Source organism: Paenibacillus tianmuensis, from assembly GCF_900100345.1.
GTDB classification, from domain to species: domain Bacteria; phylum Bacillota; class Bacilli; order Paenibacillales; family NBRC-103111; genus Paenibacillus_G; species Paenibacillus_G tianmuensis.
Genome location: NZ_FMTT01000057.1, coordinates 1 through 19,141, shown reverse-complemented (window position 1 = coordinate 19,141; position 19,141 = coordinate 1). Strand labels below are relative to the sequence as shown.

Genomic DNA, 19,141 nt, shown 5'->3' with positions numbered 1-19,141 from the left:
ATCCGACGGATTAGTAGAGGTTGTCCTTGTATTCCTTCTTCAGATCCTCCTCCAGCATATCCTGAAACCCGGGCTTCGACAGGGCTGCGCTCGCGAGTTTCGCTTCTAAGCTCTTGTTCTTGTTCATCCTCATATGCTCGACGAATAGCTTTGTGGGCTGGATACCGTGAGTAGGCTCTGGCACTGGCCAGAGCTTGGCACGCAAGAGAGCGGGACTCCGGCTCAACTCGAGATTGTTGCTTTCGATGGCTACGGCAAGCGCCGGTGTCTTGCCCTGAACGACGAAGCGTGCACGTATTGTCTCGTCAGTCGTAATCCTAGCGGTTCCCGAGACGCGGGCAACATACGTCGATCCTGGGATTAAAAACAATGCCGAGACATGCGGCTGCGCGATGATGTTATGGAGGCTGTCAGTGCGGTGATTCCCCGGCCGATCGGCGAACCAAACGCAGCCTTTCTCAACACGCGCCATTTTGTCGGCTGGATCGCCCTTCGGGCTCAGGTCGGTGCGGCCGTTTGCGTCGGTTGTCGTCAGTGCCATAAAGAGGCTGGCGCTAACGAAGCTAACGGCGTCCTGCGGCGAGCTTTCGTCGGGTGTGGCCGTCCAGAAATCGGAGCGGATCAGCGCCTTTGCGCAATGACCAAAGCACTCCTCAACGCGAATGCGAATCTCACCGTCGATTACATCTACGACCCGACCATTGACGCGCAACGTTTCCCCGGTGCCAGGAATCAGGAACAGCGAACCAAAACCCGTGCCGGGTTGAGCTAGTGCAGGCTCGTCGAGCATCGTAGTCGGCACACGAAGCTCGTGCGTGTCGGCAGTTACAAAGCCGGATTCGCCACCGCCTAAGGTGACTCCGATCTTTTCGCCATCGCCGAACCCGGCGAATAAAAGTGGCGATGCGGCAATCCAACGTATCGCGCCTTCGTCAAGATGGTCGATTTCCTTTAACGTCATCAGAAGCGGAATTTCGCCCACGACCGCCTCAAGTGCTTCTACCGTGTCGATCACGGTTTTTGGATTGAATAATTCCATTACCAGCACTCCTTGATAATTAGGTTTCCAAACAATGCTTATCCATACAATCGACTCCGATAAAATGGAAATCTGCAACATTGAGACTAATTTCGTCGCTTAATATTGTTTACAAGTAAATAATAAATGGATAAGGTGCGTTCTGTCAATTTTTTCATTTCGTGTAATAACCAACCTCGTTGGAGACGGGGAGTAGGGGGCGCTTGTAGTAAAAAGTAGCTACATGGGACGGGATGCGAGTGCGGACGTCCCCGCATTGGACACGATGAATGGACTGACGTACCGCTATTGATTGTCACTATTGACTGTGTTATTTTTGTTTACAAGTTAATAATTTTAGGATGGTTTTGATGGACCGATGCCGGAGCGCAAGAATCATTTTGCGAGGGGGAGAACAATGAGGAAACGCTGATCATCAGGAAACGGCGGAGCATAATACTTCGAAGGAAAGGGATGCGCAATGGATTCTTCCGAGGGACTTAAGCGATTGATTTACGGCCAGTTTCTCCATTTCTCTCATTTGATCGAGCAGACGGTCGAAACCGAGTTGGATGAGTTCGCCGATCAGGCGCGGTTGCTGGGACTTGCCGCGTTTCCGAACAATTTGACCAGCATTCACGTCATCGAGTGCATCGGCAACCACGAGCCGATTAACAATACGTCCATTGCCGAAAAGATGAATTTGTCGAAAGCGGGTATTACGAAAATCAGCACCAAGCTGCATGCGGAAGAATACATCAAGCGAAGCCGACTGAACGACAACAAAAAAGAAGTGTACTTTAGTCTTACGTCCAAAGGCAGACACGTTTTCGAAGCGCACGAAGCGATGCACGCAAAGATCAATCGCCGATTTTTAAGCATTTTGGACTCGTTTTCGGAAACAGAGTTGCAGGCGGTGCTGAAGTTTTCCCAGAAGATGATCGATCATCTAAACCAAGGGCTGAAGGGAGATCAGGGTGCACAGCAGGACTCCGATTCTTCTAGCTGACAAGTATCAAAAAAAGCTTCGAAGTATTCGGAATTTAAGGTAGAAGGCCGAAAATATTTATCTGATGTTAAAACACGGGGAACCGTGGGGTTGGAAAAAGGCTGACAAAGGCTTATAATTTAACTGTGCTGTTTTGTCGTCGACCCTCAATGCTGCAAAAAAGCCGGGGGATCGACGACAAGGATAGCTGGGCGGCAAAAGGGATTACGGTGTTTGTTTTGTTCGATACGTAATTTGGGAATATGTAGAAATGGCTTAGTGGCGGGAATTTTACGGGTTTTGAACGTACCTATGAGGAATTGAAACAGTCTCTGTTTCAGGGGAAGACGAAGTACATTACATTTGTTTTGAACGTACCTATGAGGAATTGAAACTCGGCACGCGCACATGAGGGCATTAAAAATATCGTCGAGTTTTGAACGTACCTATGAGGAATTGAAACATGCTAGGGGTGAGATGATTCGCTCCATCGCCCTTCTGTGTTTTGAACGTACCTATGAGGAATTGAAACGCCTTACGTACCTGCTGCTCGTCATCTTCCCTATGCACGTTTTGAACGTAACTATGAGGAATTGAAACAGCAGAAGAAGGACGATATTCCGATGGTATCGTATGCGTTTTGAACGTACCTATGAGGAATTGAAACTTCCGATGGGACTGTGGAAGCGGCTCCTGTGATCCGGAGTTTTGAACGTACCTATGAGGAATTGAAACCGAACAGCAAAACAATGCCTGTTTGGACAAGCATGAACGTTTTGAACGTACCTATGAGGAATTGAAACTTTGGTATTAAGGGGAAAAGCGGAAAGCGTAGTGTTACGTTTTGAACGTACCTATGAGGAATTGAAACCCGGTTTGATGAGCAGTTTTCCTTCTGCGTTGTTGCGTTTGAACGTCCATATGAGGAATTGATACTAGGCATAGAGGTTACCGTCATGCCCATGGACCTTCGCTTTGAACATACCTATGAGGAATTGAAACACGCAGCTTCTGCTGTGGGATTGAATGTTGCGAAACCTGTCAGGAATACCCCTTTCCCGATATGATCTTGGTACAATAGCTAAGGTCGCGGGGATAGCGCTTGTTTCCGCCGGATTCCCGAAGATCAGACTGGCATCGGTACGCTGACGAATGTATATGGCCGGATGATTCGCTGCCCAAGACTGAGGTGGATGGATATTATGGATGATCCAAAAGAATACCGCATTAAAGACTCTTCTTCCCAAAAATCGGGCTAATCTTTGCTAATGCGGGCTTCGATACAGTGGAGGGGTGGGCAGAGGCTCCATGTCAGGGCGGCGGGGCGCTAGAGCGGCTCTCTTTCTTTGCCGCTCTGTACTCGGCTGACATCTTTATAACTGGGCGACGTGGCAGCCCATCGTTCCACAAGGAATAGATTTCACGCCGTCCGGAAAAGATACTTTGTAGCGCAAAAAAATGAGGGAGTGGCTACTTTAGTCTCCCTAAGAACGTTTCTGTCCTTTCGATGAAATTTCGATTAAAAAATCACCGAAAAGCAGGCTTATGGGCTGTCCATTATCATCTTTCAACTCGATCCAGTCATCTCTATCCTCGGACTCACAGTCATTCATAATTCGATATGAAAAAAATCCTCTCTCCGTATCAGGAAGTCGGATAAATTCGCACCTTTGTGCATCTGGGAACTGCAGCTCCTGTAACTTTTGAAGCCATGAAATAGCATGTTCAATCTCAACTTTTTTATCGACTTTATCTCGTTCTCCTGCCTTTATCAAAGCAAGTAGGGTTTCACGTTCTTTTTTCAAATATTCAATAGCGTATTCCATAATTGTTTTATTAGTCCCTTCCTAGCGATCTGCGCCACTCTTAATGACTTCAACCCCCTTTTCTCGCGCCATTTTAGCACATTTACGTTTGGCCCGCCACTCAACGAACGGGCAGGGCACAACTATGCTCAATCGCCCAACACTGCCAGATCAAGCTGGCTCATACGTTCAGGATCGGAGATCAGGTCGACTTCGGTAATTTTTCCATGATTCATTGTAAATTTGAGTACATAGAGCAATTTGCCTTGTGGAGCCACGATGATTCCTACTTGTCCGTTCACGAGGGCTAGTTGTGCTGCTTTATGTGCACGTCCCGAAACTTGTTTCGCTAGTGCGACCGCTCCTCGCGATACTCTTGCAGATCCGATTTGACGATCGTCGCGAAGTATAACGTCCGGATCAAGCGCAGCTACAAGACTATCGAAATCGCCGGAGTGAGCCGCCGCGAGAAAAGCTTGTGCCACGTCGCATTGGTGATCAAAGTCGGCTTCCGGCATGGCTTTCGCCCCGCGAATTCGGCGGCGTGCCCGGCTCGCAAGTTGTCTTGTTGCGCTCTCCGACTTTCCTACAATAGGAGCAATCTCAGTGAAAGGCATGGAGAAGACATCGTGTAGCACGAACGTAATGCGTTCCGCAGGATTCAAATTACCGAGCACGACTAGCAGGGCAATACCAACGGAATCAGCCAATATGGCTTCTTGCTCGGGGTCGATGATATTCTCTTGGCTCGTAACAGTATGGGGCAAGTGAGTTTCTATCGATTCTTCACGCCTGGATTTTCGCGATCGTAACATATCCAGACATATACGCGAAACAACGGTGGTCAACCATCCTCCCATGTTCTCGATGGCTCTTCCATCCGCGCGACTAAGACGCAACCAAGCCTCCTGTACTGCGTCCTCCGCTTCACTCAATGATCCCAGCAATCGATAAGCCACGGCTTGAAGGTGATTACGGTGTGCTCCGAACGTATTTGCCAACTCAACTTGTTCGTTCATAAAATTCAACCTCCCCGCACAAAATAAAAGTCCCTATAATTATTGACGAATGAAACCGGAACAATGCGACAAAACGCCGATTATTTTTTTTCTCGAAACATGTTGTCACACTTCCCGAGGGTCGATCCGTCAATATAGTAAAGAGCCAATAAACGGTTCTAATCAAAATTAAAGGAGTGCTACACATGAAATCGAGAATGGAAAGTCCTGCTATGATCGTACCCGATGCGTCCCAAGCTTTACAAGACCTGGCCAAAGCCCTGTTTGCATCCGCAGAGAAAACAGGTATTCCGAAGCGTATGCTCTTCCTTGCGTATTTTCGGATAAGCCAAATTAATGGGGACAGCGCATGCGTCGAACTTCATTCGCGCAATGCCTTGGCGGCAGGCGAATCTATAGAGCGTATACTGGCGGTGTCGGCATGGCGTGATGCGAAATGCTTCAATGACGCCGAGCGTGCTGCCCTTGCGCTTAGTGAATCGGTTACCCGAATCAATGACCGGGAAGATCCCGTGCCGGACGAGATCTTTAATGAGGCGGCCCGTCACTACGATGTGGCTGCACTGGCTACCCTTATCGCTGGGTTCTCTACAGCGAACCTCTGGAATCGATTTAACGTTTCTACAAGACAGATCGCTGCATTTTCTGCGGACAAATAATTACAACGAATCTTAAAACTAAGTGAAAGTGGGTATTTCTATTATGGCAACCGTATTATATATTACAGCAAATCCACATGACGATGAAAAATCTTACAGTATGTTAGTAGGTAAAGAGTTCATACATGCGTATCGATCTGCAAATCCGAATGATGAAGTGATCCATCTGGATCTGTATGAAACGGATATACCGCAACTTGATAAAGATGTTTTTAGCGGTTGGGGAAAGCTGAAGGAAGGAATTGCATTTGAAAATTTGACCGATTCGGAGAAAATGAAAGTAGGCCGTATCGGTCAGTTGGTTGACCAATTTGTTGCGGCAGACAAATACGTATTTGCTACTCCAATTTGGAACTATTCGTATCCACCCGTTGTGAAGTCTTACATCGACTCCATTTGCATAGCAGGTAAGACCTTCAAATATTTGCCGGATATCGGCCGGGTTGGCCTGCTGAGTGATAAAAAAGCTGTGCATATTCAAGCAAGCGGAAGCTTCTTATCGTCAGGCTCGGATGATGCAGAATTAGAAATGGCTCACCGGCACCTGAAGGTCATTATGGATTTTGTTGGAGTTCCCAGCTTTGAGGGGATATTTGTTGAAGGTATGGCTGCGAAACCCGAGCAAGAACCTGCGATAAAAGAAAAGGCAATTCAACAAGCGCGTGAGGTTGCCTCAAGATTCTAACGCTAAAAGGGTACGATAGCAGTGGCGCTCTATTGACCGGGATTCCTCATATACGAGGGGTCCCGGTTTTATGTTTCCTTCTGCCAACCCTAATTTGACCTCCCGGAGCTAACGCGCTAAACTAGGCTTTATACCCGGAGTACCGTAAAAGTGTCCAAGCGATACGGACTCTGACTATTTTGGCATGAGGTGAGCATGGGATGAAAGAACGGATTGCCAAAGCTACTATCGCGCTGTTTCATGAAAAAGGGATCAAGTTCACGATGAGCGACTTGGCCAGATATTTGGGCGTAAGCAAAAGTATCTTGCATGGAATTTCGAAAGAAAACTAAGGCAAAACTATAGCGTTTTCATTCGTGAAAGCTGAGCAGCAGAACGACAACCTCGCGGGTTGGGCGATGCGGTTCGGCTTTTTTAGATTTCCGCGCACGTCTCGCCGACAGGAATTCGGAGCTTTACAGGCTTGCAGAAAAAACTCGAAGCGTTGGAAAACACGAACTCCTTCGCTGCGCTTCAATTGCAGATTCATAACAACGAAATTAACTTGCAAGATATTGAGCGCAGCATTGCCCATTACGACGTGAAGGCCCCGGCCAAAGGCGTCCTTGTCGAAATTTGAACGGACTACAAGTGGACGAGGCGCTGGTGATTACCGGACAGCATCAGTTAAAGCATAACGATAAAGTCAAAGCCGTCGAGTAATCCATACGTTGTATAGCCGGGCTGTTGAAGGGGGATGACATGGCTTGATTGCCAAAGCGCTGAAATACAAAAAATAACGCGCTGCGGCCGATTCTGCTTACGTCCGCTGCGGCGATCGGGGGAATGCTGCCTATGGCCCTTATGGGAGGCAGCATGTGGCGATCGATGGCTGTATGTATCATATCTGGCCTTATCTTCTCCACGCTGCTGACGGCTTTTTTTTGATAGTTCACTCCGCTTTATTAGTGAAAAATTCTCCGTTCCGCAAACTGTCGACAAACTGCTGCAGCCATTCGTAATATTTTTGGGCGTGCCGCAGTTTGTGCAAATCTTGAAGTGCAAGCTTCCGCTCTTCGTCGGCAGTATGTTCCTGCAGAATAAGCTCCGTCAGGTTGGGCTGTGCATCGTCGATCGCTTTCATCATGACATCGATTTCTCGCTGCAATTTATGGGAGAAAAACTTTTGGAACACTATGAAAAAGTCGGTCTCGGCGGCGTACAACTCTTTGCGTTCCAGCTTTTCGTCAAGCTTCTTGACCATTTGCGATTCGACTAGCGAGCGAACCGCATAGCTCATGTTGCTTTTGCTCATATTCATCTGCCGCTTCATTTCGTCGAGCGTCATCGGCCGGTTCTCAAAAAACATAATGCCGTACAGCTGGCCCGAAGAGTGAGTGGCACCGTATAAATCCATCGTTTCCGCTATCGCTTCGATCAAATTTTTTCTAATGCGCAGCCGTTCTTCCGATTGCGCGAGTTCCTCGTTCCCGGACACAGTTTCGTTCACTTCCCTTATCTATGTTGTTCTTTGTTCAATATTTTTTGTACGAATAGTCCCATTATAGCAAATAAATCCACTTGGCAGTACTAATGTTAGTAAAATGTTTATTTACATAATCTTAATGTTCAGTTAACAGTCGTTTGACACAAAAAGAAAAAAGTAAGTGTACAATAATTTTTGTACAAAACGATTATTTTACATAAAAGAGGGGGTATAAATGATAAGATTAAAAAAATATTGAATTTTAATGTAAAGATTTAAATGATGGCAAAGCAGAGTGGTTGCATCCATTTTAATCCGGCTATCAGCGAAGGAGACTGTACATGATCAATATTGGAAATGGAAATCGATGGCGACCGCGCTGGTCGTAACAGGCTTGCTTGCGGGATGCGGAACAGCGAAGCAGGAAGGAGCTGCTGCAAGCGGCAGTCCGAAAGGAGCCGAGCCTGCGGTGTCCGGCAAGCCGGCCGAAATTAACGTATATACGGCGATGGAGGAGGAGCAAATCAAGACTTATCTTTCCACGTTCAAAAGCCAATATCCTAACATAAAAGTAAACATCGTTCGCGATTCGACGGGAACGATGACGGCGAAGCTGATTGCCGAGAAGGATAACCCTCAGGCGGATGTGATCTGGGGATTGGCGGCTACGAGCCTGCTTGTCATGGACGATCAAAAGATGCTGGAGCCTTACGCTCCAAAAGGCGTAGACCGCGTCTGCCGGAATTTAAAGATAAAGCGAACCCTCCGAAATGGGTCGGCATTGACATTTGGGAGACGGCGATCATCGTTAATAAGGCTGAGATGGAGAAGCGCAAGCTCGCTATCCCGCAATCCTACGAAGATTTGGTGAAGCCGGAGTACAAAGGGTTGATCGTGATGCCGCATCCGGCTTCCTCTGGAACAGGTTACTTGACCGTCAACGCGCTGAACCAGCTGTACGGCAAAGACAAAGCAAGGGCTTACATGGACAAGCTGCACGACAATATGATGATGTACACGCACTCCGGTTCCAAGCCAGCGAAGATGGCGGCTTCCGGCGAAGCTCCGATCGGTATTTCGTATGGATACAGTGGCATTTTGGAGAAAAAGAAAGGCGCTCCGGTCGAAGTCGTTTTCCCGAAAGAAGGGTCCGGCTGGCATATGGAAGCGAATGCATTGGTAAAGAAAAAAGAAATGAAGCCGGAAGCGAAGCTGTTCCTCGATTGGACCATCGGCGACGAAGTCATGAAGGAATATAACAAAAACTACGCTATCTTAAGCATCAAGCAGGAAGGAAGCAAAATTCCTGAAGGCTATAGCAAAGATCCGGTATCCCAACTGATGAAGCTCGATTTGTACCAAGCGGCCAGAGACCGTGAAGCGGTGCTTGCGGATTGGGAGAAAAAATACGGGTCCAAAGCGGAGCCGAAAAAATAAATCGATTCATCGGACGGTTGCCGGCAAGGGAAGCAGCCTTCCCCTTTCGGGGTATCGGGTAAAGATATCACCATGATGCCGGCGGGAAAACGAAATTTCGGCATGATGTTTCAATCGTACGCATTGTTCCCGAATTTGACGGTCGGCGAGAACATTACTTACGGGCTGCAAGGCCGCATATCGAAAGGTCAAATCAACGAGCGGGTGGAAGAACTGCTCGGATTGGTGGAGCTCGGAGAGCAGCGCCACAAAGTTCCGGCTCAGCTCTCGGGAGGGCAGCAGCAGCGGGTCGCGTTGGCAAGAGCGCTGGCGATCGCCCCGGATTGCTTGCTGCTCGACGAGCCGCTGTCGGCGCTGGACGCCAAAGTTCGCGTCCGCCTGCGGCGCGAAATATGCCGGCTGCATCGGCAGTTCGGCATGACGACGATTATGGTAACGCATGATCAGGAAGAAGCGTTGACGATGGCCGACCGCATTGTCGTCATGAACAAGTCGCGCGTCATTCAGGTGGGCACGCCGAAGGAAGTATATGAGCGGCCCGACACGCCGTTCGTCGCGGAGTTCGTCGGCGCGATCAGCTTCATCGAGGCCGGGCGGGAGAGCGGCGCAGGCGGGGCGAAGCAGGCGATTCGGCCGGAGCATGTCCAACTGGTGCGCGAAGGCCACGAGAACGGTAGGACCGGCGTCGTGCAGGACATCGAATACTGTGGAACGCATTATCGTCTGGTGGCGGAGCTGCTTGGCAAAAGCGATAAGCCGCTTCAGCAGTTTGTTACGATAGACGTGCCGGTTCCGCAAATGGAGACGTTCAACGTATTACCGAACCGTAAGGTCAGCTTCGTCTTCCCATCCGAACATGTAATCCGGTTCGGAGCATCGGCAGACGACGTGGCGGCGCAAGGAGTATAGGCTATGGATATCTGGTTAAAACGAATGCGCCGCACCGGCAACGGCTGGAGTCAAAAAGGTATCATTCTCGTCATGACGTTGGCTCTCATGGTCGCGATTGTGCTGTCGCTTGGGGAACTGGTCATAAAGGCCGTCACCGATGCGTCAGGGCAGTTTATCGGGCTTGCCAACTTCGCCAAATATTTCTCGACGCCCGCTCTCGTTACTTCGTTATGGAATTCCATCAAAATATCGACGGCGACGACGATCATCGCCGTCGCGCTCGGCTTTGCTTATGCTTACGCGGTGGAGCGCAGCGGGATTAAGAGCAAATGGCTGTTTCGGTCCATGGCGCTGGCGAGCGCCGACTACCGGCTGTATGAAGCGGCGGAGACGCTCGGCGCCTCCAAATGGCGGACGTTCTGGACCGTTACGGTGCCCGGAACGAAGTTTGCGCTGATTAGCGCGATGTTCGTTTGCTTCGTGCTCACCTTTACGGATTTCGGGGCGCCGAAGGTAGTAGGCGGCCAATACAATGTGCTTGCGACCGACCTGTACAAACAAGTCATTGGCCAGCAAAACATGCAGATGGGCGCGGCCGTCGGCGTACTGCTGCTCCTACCAGCGGTCCTCTCGTTCGTCATGGACCGCATATCGCAGCGCAAGCAAAGCGGTTGGCTGACCGCCAAATCGACGCCTTACCGTATCGAGCGGAACAAGCTGCGCGACGCGCTGCTGTACACGCTATGCTCGCTCGTAGCGGTTATTATCCTCGGCATCGTTCTCGTTGCCGTTTACGGATCGCTTGTCAAAGTATGGCCTTATCATTTGGCGATTTCGTTCGCTCATTATGAAGGATTTTTCGACGAGGCGGGCCCGTTCACGAACAGCTTGCTCATCGCGCTGGGGACGGCCGCGATCGGCACGGCCGCAACGTTTCTGTTTGCGTATTTGATCGAGAAATCGCGCGGTTTTACAGCGCTGCGCCAGGGCGCGTACTTTTTGTCCATGCTGCCACTGGCATTGCCGGGATTGGTGCTCGGGTTAATTTACGTTTTCTTTTTCAACAATCCGAGCCAGCCTTTGCATGGGCTTTACGGTACGATCTGGATCGTCATCCTGTGCAACATCGTGCATTTTTACTCGGTTTCCTTCCTGACCATGACATCGTCCTTGAAAAAGCTCGACAGCGAGTTCGAGGCCGCATCGGAATCGATGAACGTACCGTGGTACCGGACGTTGCTGCGGGTTACCGTCCCGCTGTCGCTGCCGACGATATTGGAAATATTCGTCTACTATTTCATCAACAGCATGGTTACGGTGTCTGCGATCATCTTCTTGTATGCTCCTGACCTGAAGCCTGCGGCGGTCGCCATCGTCAACATGGAAGATTCGGGCGATATAGCTCCTGCGGCGGCGATGTCCACCTTGATCATCGTCACCAACTGGCTCATTCGATCGGCTGTCATGGGTGTGGCGGACAGCATACGCAAGAAGACGGATGCGCTGCTGGTCAGGAAGGACGGTTAAATTACACTAAAATGAGAGATTATTCTATGCCGTTCAAGCGGACTTTTTGAACTACCTATTAAGTACAGGAGAGATGGTATGCCGGTTTTGACAGTTAACGAACAGCGATATCCGATAAAAGCGATGCTATTCGACAAGGACGGTACGCTGCTTGATTTCATTAGTTTATGGGGCTATTGGAGCGAATCGATGTATCGGCATTTTGCGAGCAGGGTTTCAGGCGAGATTCCCCCGCTTAAGGAGCTGTGGGGAACGATTCACGACGCTTCGGGACATGTGAGCGACTACAGCCGCAGCGGCCCGTTGGCGATGGGATCGATCGGAGACTTGCTCGCCATACTGGCATGGCAAGGGTATCGTCTCGGGCTGCCGTGGGGCGAAGCCATGCACCTTGCGCGCGAGAGCAAGCAAGCGGCCGACGCGGAGCTTGAGCAAGTTCGCTCCGCGTATCCGATTGACGGCATGGTTTCGTTCGTCAGGCAGTGCTACGAACAGGGATTGCCTATGGCTGTCGTAACGGCCGACGAGACGACGGAAGCGACGAAGCATCTGGAGTGGATGGGCATTCGGCCGTTTTTCCGACTCATTATCGGCAACGATCAGGTCGGGCGCGGCAAGCCTTATCCCGATATGGTCGTGAAAGCATGCAAAGAGCTCGGTTTGTCACCTACGGATGTCGCGGTTATCGGCGACACGAACGGCGATATGCAGATGGGCAATGCCGCCGGAGCCGCCGTTACGATCGGCTTGTTGGGCATGGATGCGACCCAAGCCAAAGAGCATGTATTGCCGGATGCGAAGGAAATCGTTTCCTCGTATTCGCAGCTTCAACTGGAGGAATCGATGAATGAAAGTTGAAAGCGGCTTGGGGTGGTTGTTTCTTTCCCTCGCCATCCTGTTTGAATTATCCGGCACGACATCGATGAAGCTTTCCGCCGGATTTACGAAACTGTGGCCGTCCGTCCTCATGTTTGTTTTTTACGGATGCAGCTTTACGTTGCTCAACTTCGCGCTGTTGCATATCGAGGTCGGCGTCGCTTACGCGATTTGGTCGGGCGTCGGAATCGTCTTTATTACGCTCGTCGGAGTTGTCGTGTTCAAGGAATCGTTCAATATGACGCAACTGCTATGGATGTCGTTGGTCGTCATCGGAGTCATCGGTTTGAAAGTGTCCAGCAAAGCGCATTAAAACGGTCTCACCAATTCTATTTGAATAGAGGTGCCTGGTTCTTATGTTGAAATCCGCTTATAAATCGTTGTCTATGGTGCTTTGTTTTACCATTGCTTTCATGGCCATCATTCAGGCTGTTCCGACCCAACCCGCCAGAGCGGCCGGCCAGACGGTTACGATGGATAAGCCCGCTTTTGTGCAAGGTCAGCCTATTACCTTATCGTTCACCGGAGCTTCGCTGAAAGACTGGATCGGCCTTTATCCGAAAGGAGCCGTTCCGCAAGGCAGCAATCCGTCTCTCACATGGGACCACACGAGCGCTGCGAGCCAGCCTGACGGAAAGCTGACTTTTACGAAAGCGTTGGTCCCGGGCGAATATGAGGCATTGTACATGCAGAACGACGGTTACAACATTTTTCAAAGAGTGCCGTTTTCCGTCATTAAGCTAAGCGCTCCCGGGAGCATAACGTTCGTCGACACGGATTCCGATCCGAACGAAGTGGCGGGCGATGTGAAAATTAAAAACCCTGCCGATACATCCAACATTCTTAACTACATGCTGTACTGGGGCAACGACGTCGGCAAGCTGTCCGGCCAGCCGGCTATCGCTACGGTGCCTTTGACCGTGAGCGGTGTAACGTATGCTACTTACGCAACGTACACGTTCCCTGCCAATACGCCGATTCCGAACGGTGCTACGAAGCTGCTCGCTTATTCCAATTCGATTGCAGGACTATCGACTGGCGTTGAAACCGCTATACCGGGCTTGTCCGTGAAGAAGCCGGCCGTCAGCTTCGAGGTTATTACCGACATGCATATTACGAGCAACAAAAGCCATGTCCATAACAAAAACATTGAAGATGCTCTGAAAGATATGATCGCCTTGAACCCGGACAGCGATGGCCTCATGATAACCGGAGATAACACGGAAGGCGGCGGCGAAGCGGAATATGCGGAGCTGGGACGTATTTTCAACCTGTTCAAAAACGATCTTCCGCCTACGTATTTCATCCAAGGAAACCATGACGTTCGCTGGGGCGACTGGACCAAATTTTCCGAATTATTCACGAAGTATACGAACATGAAATCCAATTATTACGATGTGTGGATCAAAGGGTATCATTTTATTTTTCTCGGTACGGAAAAAGGATTGAAGGATTACTCTTATTTGTCGGAAACGCAGTTGAAATGGCTTGACGCCAAGCTGTCCGAGAACGAATCCAAAGACAAGCCAGTATTTATTTTCCATCATCAGCCTTTGAAAAATACGGTGGCCGGGGCGAACGACGGTTATCTGAAAGCGAACTACTGGTATGGCGTAAGACAAGATACGGAATTGAAAAAGATTTTGACGAAGCACCCGCAGTCCATCATGTTCAGCGGCCATACGCATTGGGAATTGGGCGCAAAAGATACAATGTACAATGCGAAATACGCGACGATGTTCAACGCCGGCGCTACCTCTTACTTATGGACTGATGCCAATACGAGCAAAGACGGAAGCCAAGGCTACTTCGTAGAAGTGTACGACGATAAAGTGTTGGTCAAAGGAAGAGATTTCCGAAACGACGGCTGGATCGGAAACGCGCAATTTGAAGTAAAACTTCCGGCGCAAATTCCGGTTATCGACCCTGCCAACGATCCCGATCTGACGTTGAGCAACCCTACGATCAAGATGGTAAAGGGTACGTATGCTCCGGCCGATGCGGTGCAAGTCGCTTATACGAGCTCGGTCCGGGAAGACTGGATCGGCATTTTCCCGACCGGAACCGTGCTGAACAAAAGCGCGAAAGCGATCGCGAAGCAAAAAACGAACAGTGTGAAGCAGCCTGACGGAACGATGACTTTTGCAGGATTGAACCTTGCTCCGGGCAAATACGATGCAATTTATGTCGGGGAAGCCGAGTATCGTACGGATAACGATAATTTGGAGCTTGGCCGCGCAACGTTCGAGGTTGCGGAAAGATTGGAAGCTCCGCAGGCGATAGCATTTACCGATACGGATAAGAAAGCAGGCAAAATCGGTGGCGACGTCACGGTTACTCAAGCAACGTATGAAGCGAATATTGAGCAATACGTGCTGTATTGGGGCAACGACAGCGGTAAGCTGGCTGGTCAGGCCCCGATTGCAACGATCGCGAAGACGGGCGGGGCGGTCAGCTACACGATCCCTTCTGGCACGAAAATTCCTGCCAGCGCTACGAAGCTGCTCGCTTATTCGGCCGGCAAGGGTATAGAATCCGCCACTTATGCGGAAGTTGCCATTGCGGATACAATCGTTGAGCCAAAGCATCCATTCGTCGTAACGAACGCAGCTTTGGCGACGAACACCGCGATGGTCGATGCTACCGTAACGGTGAAGCCGAATGCCGGGCCAAACAAGGCTATCGTCGTATTCCAACTGATGAAAGGCAATACGCCGATCAGCATCGCGTCGTATGAAGCGCAAGTGTCCGCCGAAGGCAGCACTTTTAACGCCAAATTCAATGTGAACCGCAACAAAGGAGGCTACCGGGTTCATGTATTGGTCGTTTCTGATTTCAGTGCCGACTTGACGAATGCCGGGACGTTGCTAGCCGAGCCGGTAACGCTGAAATAAGTGATTTTAGTACAAAAACAAACCTTATTCTACTAACCACACGAAGAAAGAGGAGATTTCCTTGGCCAGCAAGAAAAGCTTCGTTTCCTTCTTATTGATGACGATGCTGATGACGTCGTTTCCGACTGCGTGGGGCGCAGAAGCCATGCCTTTATTGAAGCTGGACGCTGTGGGGAAATATCCGGGGGATACGATCCGAGGGATACGATCCGAGTTATAGGGACGTCGCCGCTCAGCGACGTCATCGTGAAGATCGTTCGTCCGGACGGTACGGTGCTATACTTTAACGCCGTGAAAGTCAATCAGGGCGCGTACGAGGATACGATCACGCTATCGGCCGATGAGCTACCGGGCGACTATACGGTAATCGCCGGCCAAGGCGGACCGGAGACGTCGGCGAAGCAAACGTTCTCCGTTACTGAAGAAGCCGGACGGCAACAACGGAGGTAACCCGGGCAAGCCGAATCCCGGCGATAACGGCGGGTCCGGCGATTCGGACAGCGGCGACAGCGATAACGGCGGACGTCCGGGATCGTCTGGAAGCGGCCACGGAGGCGGTGGTTCGACGGACCCGTCAACACTGTATCGGCTGCCGCTAACGGCAAGCAAGTGAAGCTGGAGAAGTTCGGCGACGGTTTGATTACGAAAACGATGGCCGTTTCTTCCAAGATCGATCCAAAAAGGTCGACGGTCGTAGCTATCGATTCGTTAACGCACGAGCTGCGCTTCGTTCCATCCGTCTTCCAAAATGACGCGGATGGCAGTACGACGGTGCTGATCAAGCATCAGACGAATGAAATGTATATGGTCATTTCATACAATCGGACATTCCATGACGCTGTCGGGCATTGGGCTCAGCAATCGATCGAGCATTTGGCATCGAAACTGATCGTGAACGGGGTCGGCGCAGATGCTTTCTACCCTGACGGCAAAGTAACGCGCGCCGAGTTTGCAGCGCTGCTCGTCCGGGCTGCCGGGTTGAAAGGCGGCTCTCCATCGTCCGCATTTAAGGACGTTCAAGCAGGCGACTGGTTTGCCGGAGCCGTGCAGACGGCGAAGGAACGCGGCTGGGTGGATGGCATGGAAGATGGAACGTTCCACCCTCATGCGGAAGTGACGCGCGAGCAAATGGCGGTTATGGTCGAGCGGTTTATGGAGCATGTCGGCGCGAAGCATCAAGCGAAGCAAGCTGACTTGGGGGGCCGCTTCGCAGATGCGAAAGACGTTAGCGCTTGGGCGCAATCTGCGATGGAGCGGCTTGTTGCAAGCAAGCTGATGGAAGGTGTAGCGCTCGACAAGCTCGCTCCGAAGGAGACGACTACGCGGGCGCAAACGGCAATGATTCTCGAACGGTTTTTGCGGCACGCCAAGCTGATCAACGAATAAAGTACGGCGGAACTGTTGCTGTTGTTACGGCAGGACGGCAAAACAAGAGCAGTATGTTCTCATCGATCATGATTGATTCGTCCCCGAAGGCGTCAGGTCAACCGACAACTTAATTTAAAGGACAAGGGTCACATCACGCAATATGCGCGATAGTGACCCTTGTTTTAGCGCCTTCTCTTAAAATCAATCACTAAAGCCAAGGTAGCAAAAGGTCCTATAAAAAGAGAAATTAAAAACCAGTTCAACCCGCTAAGGTTTTTACTTTGAGCTAAACCCGTATTTACAAGCGCAAGCGAAATCCAGTAAAGATGATAATATTCTATCTAAAAGCACCTCCCAATTATTGTAAGGCTGGGATGCTTTCATTATACCAAATTTGTTTCCAAAAGTTTCCTCGGATGTTGCCCACTCTAGCTGATTATTACCCGGGGTTGTAATTTCTGTGTGCTCCATTGGCATCAACAACTTTTGTGACACTAAATCTTGATGACGGTATCCCGTATCACCCAAGCATTCCGACAAATTGGCGGTGGAAACCATCCATCTTGAAGTCTGATTGAAAAAGGGGAAATAATGGTTTAGTATACCATATAATGTATCGTGAAGGGAGATGCCGCTTAATCGAGGTGCAATCACGTGTAGAAGGAGGTGCGTTATGTCAAGAAGGGGAGTAGGGGCAGCTTTTTGTTTTCTAGCTACGTTTCTTTATATATTGCCTAATCTTTTAGCAGCCATCATTACTTCAGGCTCAGCTCAATTCGAAACGTACATTTTTCTTTTGAACCAAAATATTGTACAGGAATTTAATGAAATCACTATCATCGCTTTTGTTGTTGGGATAATATATTTATTATGGGCAGAAATCAGCGAATATAGGAAGAAAAAATAAGTTTTTTATAAAAAAACAACAATCAGGCGATATGTCACCTGATTGTTGTTCTTCTTAGTTGGAAGGCGGGGAATCCGAAATTATTTGTTCCAGTATACCGTCTTGGAATCCTCCTACTACATTTGTCATCCATAAATCAACAAAATCCGTTCCTCTCATTATATCTTTCCAATTAGTAGAGTAACTATTTTCCCAATGCTCCATAACCCCATAAGAGTTTGTCATCATTGGCGTAAATTCGAACCATGCATATTTGCCTTCCGGTGCTTTAACGACCATGTTGCGCGTATAGCTTGTTGCTTTTGACCAACTTCCGCCAAGTGCGATGTCAAGTGCTTCTTTGATCTTACCGGTTAAAGTAAGATTAAGACTATATTGATACTGTTCTTGCACCTGAAACTGCACTTCACCACCATTGTGCACTGCGGGAGTGACTCTTTTCCTAAGTTGACCACGAGGCGCTAAATAGGTAGATGATTGTTTGTAGACATCCCATTCGCAGGTTGATGACCAGCAAGACTTGAAAGCTTGCACGTTTTCGGATGAATTATAAATAGACTTGTTTGCAATGAAGTTGCGCTTAGCGCTTTCGCGCTTTTGCTCATTTAAAGATGCTTCATCACGAAGTTTTTGCACTTCGGCTTCTGGAATTTCGACTAACCCATTATCAGTAACCCGCCATGACTTTGCAACTTTTTTTTCCTCTTTTGCCAATTCGGGCTTTTCGGCGGCGTTGCCAACTGCGGCGCTAAATGTTAAGACCGCCACCAGTGCAAATTGAAGCAATACCTTTGCTGATCTTTTGATCAAAAGAATCTCCTCCTAATCTTTAATAAATTTTGAACAATGGTCGGCCGACTGGATTGTCCTCCTATAAATTACCATGAATTCCAATATATTTTATATAGGACGAAACTACCTTTTTATGAGTAATTAGTAGTACTAGATATAGTAGATCAAGCAAAAATTCATGTAAAATTGTGTCGATAATTGTAAATTATTATCTAAATATGTTGTTTTTATCTGATTTTCATCTATTTTTTGACGATAATCGTTTAATATCCTTCAAATTCTCTATGTTGCTATATGAACCTCACAGATGTAATATTATGGTATCCAAATAAGGGAGTGTTTGGGTTTTATGAAAAATATAGGGTTGGAAAAAGAAATGAAAGACCATTTTTTTTATGCAGCGGAACATCTTTTCAAGGAGGAGCAAAAAGTAGAAGCGGCACCCTTATACCGTTATATCATTGATCGGGAAACAGACCATAACGATCAAACTTTCCTCCTGTGCCACTTTCGGTTGTTTCAATGCCTCGTCGGAATTAGCTCTGATGGAAACAAGGAAGCATTAGGACGGTTTGAACCGTTCTATAGCCACTTGCCCGAAGATAATCAGCTTGATGCTCTGCTGCTTACGGCGAATGTAAGTTACTCACTAGGCGATTGGAACAGGGTGGAGCGTTATGGGGATGAACTACATACATTATCAAAAAATGTATATCACAACAGGCCTGTTGATTAACCACTAAATGGTAGAAAAAAGATCGCCTTTGCTGTAGAATCGTTTGTACCACCAAGCGATTCGAGAAAGAGGCG

Annotated in this window: 20 protein-coding genes, 1 pseudogene and 1 CRISPR repeat array; of the genes and pseudogenes, 15 read left to right on the top strand and 6 right to left on the bottom strand. The window is 49.1% G+C overall.

The features are described 5' to 3' along the window. Positions 1 to 10 precede the first annotated feature (10 nt). Positions 11 to 1,039, bottom strand: coding sequence for a pyridoxamine 5'-phosphate oxidase family protein (locus tag BLO51_RS25285; protein WP_090676255.1), 1,029 nt, complete (start codon positions 1,037 to 1,039; stop codon positions 11 to 13). 460 nt (positions 1,040 to 1,499) lie between these two features. Here BLO51_RS25285 and BLO51_RS25280 point away from each other — a divergent pair, with 460 nt between their 5' ends. Continuing rightward, entirely contained in the window at positions 1,500 to 2,027 is a 528-nt protein-coding gene (locus BLO51_RS25280; RefSeq protein ID WP_090676253.1) for a MarR family transcriptional regulator, read from the top strand. A gap of 276 nt (positions 2,028 to 2,303) precedes the next feature. Next, positions 2,304 to 3,008: direct repeats of the CRISPR family, unit length 30 nt; unit sequence GTTTTGAACGTACCTATGAGGAATTGAAAC. 482 nt (positions 3,009 to 3,490) lie between these two features. Here the strand turns inward: BLO51_RS25280 and BLO51_RS25275 are convergent. Then, a complete protein-coding gene (locus BLO51_RS25275) occupies positions 3,491 to 3,832 on the bottom strand; it encodes a hypothetical protein (protein WP_090676250.1) in 342 nt (113 codons plus the stop codon). A gap of 128 nt (positions 3,833 to 3,960) precedes the next feature. Further along, positions 3,961 to 4,830, bottom strand: coding sequence for a sigma-70 family RNA polymerase sigma factor (locus BLO51_RS25270; protein WP_090676249.1), 870 nt, complete (start codon positions 4,828 to 4,830; stop codon positions 3,961 to 3,963). A gap of 185 nt (positions 4,831 to 5,015) precedes the next feature. Here BLO51_RS25270 and BLO51_RS25265 point away from each other — a divergent pair, with 185 nt between their 5' ends. The 4 genes from BLO51_RS25265 to BLO51_RS29470 all read left to right on the top strand — a co-directional run bounded on the left by BLO51_RS25265 (position 5,016) and on the right by BLO51_RS29470 (position 6,793). Beyond that, positions 5,016 to 5,489 carry a carboxymuconolactone decarboxylase family protein gene (locus BLO51_RS25265; protein WP_090676247.1) on the top strand — a complete coding sequence of 158 codons (474 nt, stop codon included), beginning with the start codon at positions 5,016 to 5,018 and terminating at the stop codon, positions 5,487 to 5,489. 43 nt (positions 5,490 to 5,532) lie between these two features. Then, positions 5,533 to 6,174, top strand: a complete 642-nt coding sequence (locus tag BLO51_RS25260) for an NAD(P)H-dependent oxidoreductase (RefSeq protein WP_090676245.1) — start codon at positions 5,533 to 5,535, stop codon at positions 6,172 to 6,174. A 200-nt stretch (positions 6,175 to 6,374) separates the two neighbouring features. Then, positions 6,375 to 6,506: a TetR family transcriptional regulator gene (locus BLO51_RS25255; protein ID WP_245719824.1), complete on the top strand. Its 132-nt coding sequence runs from the start codon at positions 6,375 to 6,377 to the stop codon at positions 6,504 to 6,506. 131 nt (positions 6,507 to 6,637) lie between these two features. Next, on the top strand, positions 6,638 to 6,793 hold the full coding sequence (locus tag BLO51_RS29470; RefSeq protein ID WP_167670329.1) for a hypothetical protein: 156 nt from the start codon (positions 6,638 to 6,640) through the stop codon (positions 6,791 to 6,793). A 43-nt stretch (positions 6,794 to 6,836) separates the two neighbouring features. On the opposite strand, the gene BLO51_RS30595 is transcribed toward BLO51_RS29470, so the two are convergent. Next, positions 6,837 to 7,109 carry a hypothetical protein gene (locus tag BLO51_RS30595; protein ID WP_245719823.1) on the bottom strand — a complete coding sequence of 91 codons (273 nt, stop codon included), beginning with the start codon at positions 7,107 to 7,109 and terminating at the stop codon, positions 6,837 to 6,839. Next, positions 7,106 to 7,663, bottom strand: a complete 558-nt coding sequence (locus BLO51_RS25250) for a GbsR/MarR family transcriptional regulator (RefSeq protein WP_245719822.1) — start codon at positions 7,661 to 7,663, stop codon at positions 7,106 to 7,108. Before BLO51_RS25250 ends, BLO51_RS30595 begins: the two co-directional genes overlap by 4 nt. A 343-nt stretch (positions 7,664 to 8,006) precedes the next feature. Here BLO51_RS25250 and BLO51_RS25245 point away from each other — a divergent pair. The 9 genes and pseudogenes from BLO51_RS25245 (at position 8,007) to BLO51_RS25205 (ending at position 17,539) form a co-directional block, all read left to right on the top strand. Then, a pseudogene (locus BLO51_RS25245) lies at positions 8,007 to 9,076 on the top strand (putative 2-aminoethylphosphonate ABC transporter substrate-binding protein). Beyond that, the gene (locus tag BLO51_RS25240; RefSeq protein ID WP_425415834.1) at positions 9,077 to 9,985 is read left to right on the top strand and encodes an ABC transporter ATP-binding protein; all 909 of its coding nucleotides are present in this window, start codon (positions 9,077 to 9,079) and stop codon (positions 9,983 to 9,985) included. Between the two features lie 3 nt (positions 9,986 to 9,988). Continuing rightward, positions 9,989 to 11,494 (top strand): ABC transporter permease subunit, encoded by a 1,506-nt coding sequence (locus tag BLO51_RS25235; RefSeq protein ID WP_090676239.1) that lies wholly within the window; start codon positions 9,989 to 9,991, stop codon positions 11,492 to 11,494. 78 nt (positions 11,495 to 11,572) lie between these two features. After that, positions 11,573 to 12,352, top strand: coding sequence for an HAD family hydrolase (locus BLO51_RS25230; RefSeq protein ID WP_090676237.1), 780 nt, complete (start codon positions 11,573 to 11,575; stop codon positions 12,350 to 12,352). Beyond that, the gene (locus BLO51_RS25225; protein ID WP_090676236.1) at positions 12,342 to 12,683 is read left to right on the top strand and encodes a DMT family transporter; all 342 of its coding nucleotides are present in this window, start codon (positions 12,342 to 12,344) and stop codon (positions 12,681 to 12,683) included. Before BLO51_RS25230 ends, BLO51_RS25225 begins: the two co-directional genes overlap by 11 nt. Positions 12,684 to 12,726: 43 nt before the next feature. Continuing rightward, positions 12,727 to 15,264 carry a metallophosphoesterase family protein gene (locus BLO51_RS25220; protein WP_245719820.1) on the top strand — a complete coding sequence of 846 codons (2,538 nt, stop codon included), beginning with the start codon at positions 12,727 to 12,729 and terminating at the stop codon, positions 15,262 to 15,264. A gap of 129 nt (positions 15,265 to 15,393) precedes the next feature. Beyond that, positions 15,394 to 15,714: a hypothetical protein gene (locus tag BLO51_RS28870; protein ID WP_143006987.1), complete on the top strand. Its 321-nt coding sequence runs from the start codon at positions 15,394 to 15,396 to the stop codon at positions 15,712 to 15,714. 159 nt (positions 15,715 to 15,873) lie between these two features. Further along, the gene (locus tag BLO51_RS25210) at positions 15,874 to 16,650 is read left to right on the top strand and encodes an S-layer homology domain-containing protein (protein WP_090676233.1); all 777 of its coding nucleotides are present in this window, start codon (positions 15,874 to 15,876) and stop codon (positions 16,648 to 16,650) included. 655 nt (positions 16,651 to 17,305) lie between these two features. Beyond that, positions 17,306 to 17,539, top strand: coding sequence for a hypothetical protein (locus tag BLO51_RS25205; RefSeq protein WP_090676231.1), 234 nt, complete (start codon positions 17,306 to 17,308; stop codon positions 17,537 to 17,539). A 54-nt stretch (positions 17,540 to 17,593) separates the two neighbouring features. Here the strand turns inward: BLO51_RS25205 and BLO51_RS25200 are convergent, their stop codons facing one another. Further along, positions 17,594 to 18,349: a hypothetical protein gene (locus BLO51_RS25200; RefSeq protein ID WP_090676230.1), complete on the bottom strand. Its 756-nt coding sequence runs from the start codon at positions 18,347 to 18,349 to the stop codon at positions 17,594 to 17,596. Between the two features lie 331 nt (positions 18,350 to 18,680). Here BLO51_RS25200 and BLO51_RS25195 point away from each other — a divergent pair, with 331 nt between their 5' ends. Further along, entirely contained in the window at positions 18,681 to 19,067 is a 387-nt protein-coding gene (locus BLO51_RS25195; protein ID WP_245719819.1) for a hypothetical protein, read from the top strand. Positions 19,068 to 19,141: the final 74 nt, after the last annotated feature.

What these genes read in the sequence shown, in the direction of transcription:
- BLO51_RS25285 (WP_090676255.1), bottom strand. Translation starts at nt 1,039, where the DNA reads ATGGAATTATTCAATCCAAAAACCGTGATCGACACGGTAGAAGCACTT.
- BLO51_RS25280 (WP_090676253.1), top strand. Translation starts at nt 1,500, where the DNA reads ATGGATTCTTCCGAGGGACTTAAGCGATTGATTTACGGCCAGTTTCTC.
- BLO51_RS25275 (WP_090676250.1), bottom strand. Translation starts at nt 3,832, where the DNA reads ATGGAATACGCTATTGAATATTTGAAAAAAGAACGTGAAACCCTACTT.
- BLO51_RS25270 (WP_090676249.1), bottom strand. Translation starts at nt 4,830, where the DNA reads ATGAACGAACAAGTTGAGTTGGCAAATACGTTCGGAGCACACCGTAAT.
- BLO51_RS25265 (WP_090676247.1), top strand. Translation starts at nt 5,016, where the DNA reads ATGAAATCGAGAATGGAAAGTCCTGCTATGATCGTACCCGATGCGTCC.
- BLO51_RS25260 (WP_090676245.1), top strand. Translation starts at nt 5,533, where the DNA reads ATGGCAACCGTATTATATATTACAGCAAATCCACATGACGATGAAAAA.
- BLO51_RS25255 (WP_245719824.1), top strand. Translation starts at nt 6,375, where the DNA reads ATGAAAGAACGGATTGCCAAAGCTACTATCGCGCTGTTTCATGAAAAA.
- BLO51_RS25235 (WP_090676239.1), top strand. Translation starts at nt 9,989, where the DNA reads ATGGATATCTGGTTAAAACGAATGCGCCGCACCGGCAACGGCTGGAGT.
- BLO51_RS25230 (WP_090676237.1), top strand. Translation starts at nt 11,573, where the DNA reads ATGCCGGTTTTGACAGTTAACGAACAGCGATATCCGATAAAAGCGATG.
- BLO51_RS25225 (WP_090676236.1), top strand. Translation starts at nt 12,342, where the DNA reads ATGAAAGTTGAAAGCGGCTTGGGGTGGTTGTTTCTTTCCCTCGCCATC.
- BLO51_RS25220 (WP_245719820.1), top strand. Translation starts at nt 12,727, where the DNA reads ATGTTGAAATCCGCTTATAAATCGTTGTCTATGGTGCTTTGTTTTACC.
- BLO51_RS25205 (WP_090676231.1), top strand. Translation starts at nt 17,306, where the DNA reads ATGTCAAGAAGGGGAGTAGGGGCAGCTTTTTGTTTTCTAGCTACGTTT.
- BLO51_RS25195 (WP_245719819.1), top strand. Translation starts at nt 18,681, where the DNA reads ATGAAAAATATAGGGTTGGAAAAAGAAATGAAAGACCATTTTTTTTAT.